The organism is Frankia sp. CeRuru1 (genome assembly GCF_977966315.1).
Genome location: NZ_CDWWEW010000351.1, coordinates 1 through 5,409 on the forward strand (window position 1 = coordinate 1; position 5,409 = coordinate 5,409).

The following is a 5,409-nucleotide window of genomic DNA, read 5'->3' on the forward strand; positions in this document are numbered from 1 at the left end:
CGACTGAATCACAGCCGGGTGGATCATGATCGGGTAGATCATGGTCGGGTGGGCGGTGGCGCCGATCCCGGCCCACCCGCCGGTCCGGTTCACGACCCGGCGCGGAACTTCTCGGACCCCGTGCGTGACCTCCCCGACAACGCGGCTCGGACCGGGCGGATCCGGTCGGGTCCGGCAGCTGAGGGAACCGCCGCGCCCCGGCGCCGCCAGCCGTCCGAGGGCCGGATCGTCGCGTTCAGCACGCTGGCGACGAGATCCGCCAGGAGGCCCAGGCCGGCGGAACGGCCTGACCATCGCGGCGGTTGGCACGATCCACGCGGCGGTTGGCATGACCCGCGCGGTGCGGGTGTCTCCCCGCCGGGTGGGGCCGATGACCTCCGGCACCGACCCGCGTATTCCTCGTCTCCCCCGGACCCGCGCGCGCCGTTCGGGCTGGACCGGGGATCTCCTCCGGACCCGGACGGCTTCTCCCGGGGAGACGGTCGGCCGGGTTCCGGGCTACGGCCGGGTTCCGGGCTACTGGACGAGGTCAGCTTCACCGGGTACCAGCACGCGATCAGGGACGACGACCCACGGACCGCCGGGGAACCCCGGCGCCCCTCGAACCGGATGTCACCGGGCGGTGCCTCCGGCCGGCCACGAGTGGACCCGCTGGGACAGGGCCGGCGGGGGAGCCCTGAAGCCGACGGGCCGGATGTCGGTGACGCCGCCGTCGGTGACGCCGCCGTCCCGGAGCCGGCCCGCCCGCACGGCCGCGTGGCCGGTAGCCGAGCCCGTACCCGAGTCCCGGCCGGAGGGGGCCGCCAGCACCGTAACCCGGTACTCAGCGCGATTCAGGCGGCGGTGCTCGCGGCGGTCCTCGTCGTCGGCGTCTCGCTCGGCCGGACACTGGCCCTGCCCGGTGACGCCGGGACGATGTCCCGGGTCGCGGACTGGGGACGGGTGAACCATCTGTCCTTCCTCGTGGACCAGTTCGACCGGCGTCGTTAGGGCCTGGCGTCGTCAGGGCATGCTGACTGGATCCGCGGCCGTCGGAGCGGCCCGGCGGGCGCCGTCGGCGGAGATGGGGCTTCGCGGCTCAGGCCCGCAAAAAGTTCGCAAAGATGGCGTACAACGTAGAGGTTTGCCGACCAGAGAGCGATTGTTGTCATCGTTGCCGTACTTGTCGCTTTATGGCCTCCATTGAGTATGATCGAATCAATGTCCGGGTAACCTGCGGATCCTCGGCCACGCGGACCATCCGGGCCGGCGGAGCAGGAGAAGCGGTCCCGGCGAAATTGGTTGCGCCCAGTTTGCCGAATCCTCTTGCATCCGATGGCCCCGGGCGTGTGAAATCGGTATCGGTAGGTCTGTCGCATTCCGTCGACCTCGCCGCGAAGAGGCCCGTCTCGGGCATCCTGGTCGCCGACGTTCGGCCGAGCGCGCGTCCTGGCCTGCCAAAGCATCCAGGGAGGCCACGTGCGTCCAAGACCCGCACCTTCTCCTGCGGCACCCCTGACCGTGAACAGTGGCGGCCAGGGGCGGGTGAGTCAGGACCGGGCCGGGCAGGGTCATGCCGGCAACGGCCGGGCCGGGCAGCTCCCGGACGCCTCCGATGGACCCGGCCGGCTGCCCACCGAGGCCGAGGCTGCCGCGATCACGGCGGCGGTCTTCGACAGCCCGCTGGTGTCCAGGGTGTCGCCGGATGGTCTGCGCATCACCGGCATCCGCACCTCGACCGGCGCACCCGACTGGGCGTTCGCGGTGTTGTCCCCGCCGGGCGGTACCGATCCGGCGATCGCGGTGCTGCGGTGGGACACCAGCTGCGGATGGGTGCTCGACCAGGTGGGGACGGCTCGGGTCGGGATCGGCGGTGGAGCGGCCGGACGGCACGACGACCTGCCGCGCGGGGCCATCACCCGTCGCCGCGGTGCCGGTTTCCGCCGCGGTCGCGAATCCGGCATCCGCCCAGGTGACGCGGCACGGCCCGGCTGAGCGACGGCTCCCTGCCGGCCTGGCGCCGCGCCAGCTACCGTCGTGAGGGTGTCGATGCCGGCCGCCGAGGCCTCAGGACAGCCCGGGACCCTCGTGGACTGGTTGCGTGCGCTTCCGGATCAGGCGTTGACCCGGCTCTTCCTCCTACGGCCGGACCTGGCGACGCCGCCCCCACCGGACTTCGAGGTGCTTGCGGCCCGCCTGGAGATCCGGGTCAGCGTGGCCCGCGCGTTGGAACGTCTCGACACGGGCGCCTGCGAGCTCCTGGAGGCGTTGACGATCCTTCCCCGGCCGGTGTCCCTGGCGGAGCTGACAAGGTTCTGCGGGCATCCGGAGGTGCCCGAGCCGGTGGGCCGGCTTCGTGACCTCGGGCTCATCTGGGGCGACGACGACGAGCTGCGGGTTACCGGGATGGTCGTCGACCTCCTCGGCGTGCGCCCGCTGGGGCTCGGCCGTCCCGTGCGAGCCTGCCTGACGACGTACCGGCAGTCCCAGCTCGCCCGGCTCCTGACCGCGGCCGGCCTGCCGGTGCCCCGGGGCGCGGCCGACGAGACGGCGACCGGGTTCGCCGTCCGGGAAGCGATGATCGATGCGTTGAGCGGCGCCTTCGCGGACGCGGATCGGGTCCGGGAGTGGATCGACGCCTGCTCCTCCCGGGCGCGGCAGCTGCTGGACCGGCTGGCCGCGGGTCCGGCACTCGGCGCCACCACGGAGGCGGGCCGGTTGCTGGGGTTGCCCGCGGCCCGGACCCCGGTGGAGGAGCTGCTCGCCCGCGGCCTGCTCGTCGGATTGGACGAGGAGACCGTCGAGCTGCCGCGCGAGGTTGGGCTGGTCGTGCGCGGCGAGCATCCGGCCGGGGTCCTGCACCCGCACCCGCCCGCCGTCGAGGGAGAGGTCGTCGGGGTGGCGGCGGCCGACGCCGCGGCGGCCCTGGCGGCGGACACCCTCGTCCGGTGGGTCACCACCCTGCTGGACGCCTGGGGCGCGAGCCCGGTCACCCCGCTGCGCACCGGCGGGTTGAGCGTGCGAGACCTGCGGGCCGCCGCGAAACTGCTCGACGTCGACGAGCGGGCCGCGGCCTTCGTGGTGGAGCTGGCCGCGGCGGCCGGCCTGGTCGACACGACCGCGGGGGTCGACGTCCAGTACGTGCCGACCACGGCCTACGACCGCTGGGGCACCGACCTGGTAGCTGCCCGGTGGGCCGTACTGGTCGAGGGCTGGCTGCGCTCGTCGACCGCCGCCTGGCTGGTTGGCGAGCGGGACGAGCGGGGCCGGCAGATCGCTCCCCTGTCGCTGGACGTGCGGCGACCGGCCGCGCAGGACCTGCGTGCCCAGGTCCTGCGGGCGCTGGCCGCGGCGCCCGCCGGGGTGGTGCCGACCGCGGAGTCGTTGCGTGCCCTGTTGACCTGGCGAGCGCCGCGGCGCGGCGGAACGCTGCTCGCCGGGATGATCGACGGAACGATTGTCGAGGCCGAGCTGCTCGGGCTGACCGGCCGGGGCGCGCTGAGCACGGTCGGTCGGTTACTCGCCGCCCAGCTCGACGCGGAGAACGCCGATCCGGCGCGGAACGCGGGCGTGCCGAGCCGATCGGCGGCTGGTGATCCCGCGCTGTGCGCCAGGCTCGCCGACGCGCTCGCGCCGCTGCTGCCCGAGCCGGTCGAGGAGCTGCTGCTGCAGGGGGATCTCACCGCGGTTGCCCCGGGCCCGCTGGTACCCCGGGTGGCTGCGGAGCTGGCGCGGATGGCGGACGTCGAGTCCGCGGGCGCGGCCACCGTCTACCGGTTCTCCGAGGCCTCGCTGCGTCGCGGCCTGGACTCGGGCCTGGTGGCGGAGGACATCCACGCGATGCTCGCCCGCCTCGGTCGAGGCGGGGTGCCGCAGGCCCTCACCTATCTGATCGACGACACCGCCCGGCGGCACGGCCGGTTGCGGGCTGGTCCTGCCGCGAGCTACCTGCGCTGCGAGGACACGGCGCTGCTCGCCGAGGTGGTCGCCAACCGGCGTACCCAGGCGTTGGGGCTGCGCCGGATCGCGCCGACGATCGTCATCTCCCCACTGCCGACCGCGGAGGTGCTCGTCGGCCTGCGCACCGCCGGGTTCGCACCGGTCGCGGAGGCCCCGGACGGGCGGGTGGTGCTGCGCCGGCCCGCCGCCTATCGGACGCCGGCGCGCCCCCGCGCGGCGTCGGTCGACGTGGCCGGCACCCGGATCAACCAGCTGCGCGACGTGGTCCGGCTGGTCCGCCGAGGCGACGACAGCGCACGGGCGGTCCGGGCGGCCGGCGAAGTTCCCGGCATCGAGGTCGGGCTCGTCCGGTCCGCGCCGTTGATCCTGGTGCTGCTGCAGGGAGCCGTCCGGGACCGGCGCCGGGTGCTGCTGGGCTACGTCGACCAGCAGGGTGCGCCGAGCGACCGGATCGTGCGGCCCACCGCTGTCGAGGGCGGCTGGCTCACCGCGTGGGACGAACTCAGCGCCGGCCCGCGTCGTTTCGTCCTGCACCGGGTGACCGGCGTCGCCGACATCGACGACGCGTTCGGTGGGCCGCCGGTGGCGGCGGACTGGTCGGCCGCCGCGGAGGATCTCGCCGATCCGCCATGAGCCGGGCGGGCCGGTGCCGGTGTGCCCGCCTGCCTGCCTGCCTGCGGGACCCGCGGTGTTTCAGTCGGGCTTCGGCCCCTCTGGTTACCGTGTCGGTGGTCGGCTGTACCGTCGAAGGGCGCCGGTGAACGAGCAGCGCGCCGCCGGTGTGATCGTGCCGGTGCGACGCCGGTGGCTCGGACCGCACCGATTGGTGCAGGGCGGCTCGTGTTGGTGGTTCACTGATGGGTCGATACCCACGGTGGAACCTACGGCGGACGGAAAGGGCGGTGGCGGGTGACGGATGGCCCGTTGATCGTCCAGTCGGACAAGACGTTGCTGCTTGAGGTCGAGCATCCGAGTGCTGCCGAGGCGCGGTCGGCCATCGCTCCGTTCGCCGAGCTCGAACGGTCTCCGGAGCACGTGCACACCTATCGGGTGACGCCGCTGGCGCTGTGGAACGCCCGTGCCGCCGGCCATGACGCCGAGCAGGTTGTCGATGCGCTGGTTCGCTTCTCCCGTTACGCCGTGCCGCACGCCCTGCTTGTCGACATCGCCGACACGATGGATCGCTACGGTCGGCTGCGCCTGGAGAACGACCCGGCCCACGGGCTGGTGTTGCGTGCTCTCGACCGGGTGGTGCTTGTCGAGGTGGCCCGGGCCAAGAAGGTCGTGCCGATGCTCGGCTCCCGCATCGACGACGCCACGATCGCCGTGCACCCCTCCGAGCGCGGCCGGCTCAAGCAGGCGCTGCTCAAACTCGGGTGGCCGGCGGAGGATCTCGCCGGTTACGTCGACGGCGAGGCGCACCGGATCGAACTGCGCCAGGACGGCTGGGAGCTGCGCGACTACCAGAAG

General features: G+C 73.6%; 3 protein-coding genes and 1 pseudogene. All 4 read left to right on the forward strand.

Features of this window, described 5'->3' with window-relative positions:
• Nucleotides 1-990, forward strand: a pseudogene (locus AC08OP_RS20010) (hypothetical protein); the annotation flags it as partial.
• A gap of 468 nt (nt 991-1,458) precedes the next feature.
• The gene (locus AC08OP_RS20015) at nt 1,459-1,974 is read left to right on the forward strand and encodes a hypothetical protein (RefSeq protein WP_476615589.1); all 516 of its coding nucleotides are present in this window, start codon (nt 1,459-1,461) and stop codon (nt 1,972-1,974) included.
• Nucleotides 1,975-2,028: 54 nt separating this feature from the next.
• Nucleotides 2,029-4,572 carry a helicase-associated domain-containing protein gene (locus AC08OP_RS20020; RefSeq protein ID WP_476615590.1) on the forward strand — a complete coding sequence of 848 codons (2,544 nt, stop codon included), beginning with the start codon at nt 2,029-2,031 and terminating at the stop codon, nt 4,570-4,572.
• Between the two features lie 276 nt (nt 4,573-4,848).
• A partial coding sequence (locus AC08OP_RS20025) for a helicase-associated domain-containing protein (RefSeq protein WP_476615591.1) occupies nt 4,849-5,409 on the forward strand: 561 nt, incomplete at its 3' end.

Coding starts and splice junctions, on each gene's coding strand:
- AC08OP_RS20020 (WP_476615590.1), top strand. CDS start 2,029: ATGCCGGCCGCCGAGGCCTCAGGACAGCCCGGGACCCTCGTGGACTGG.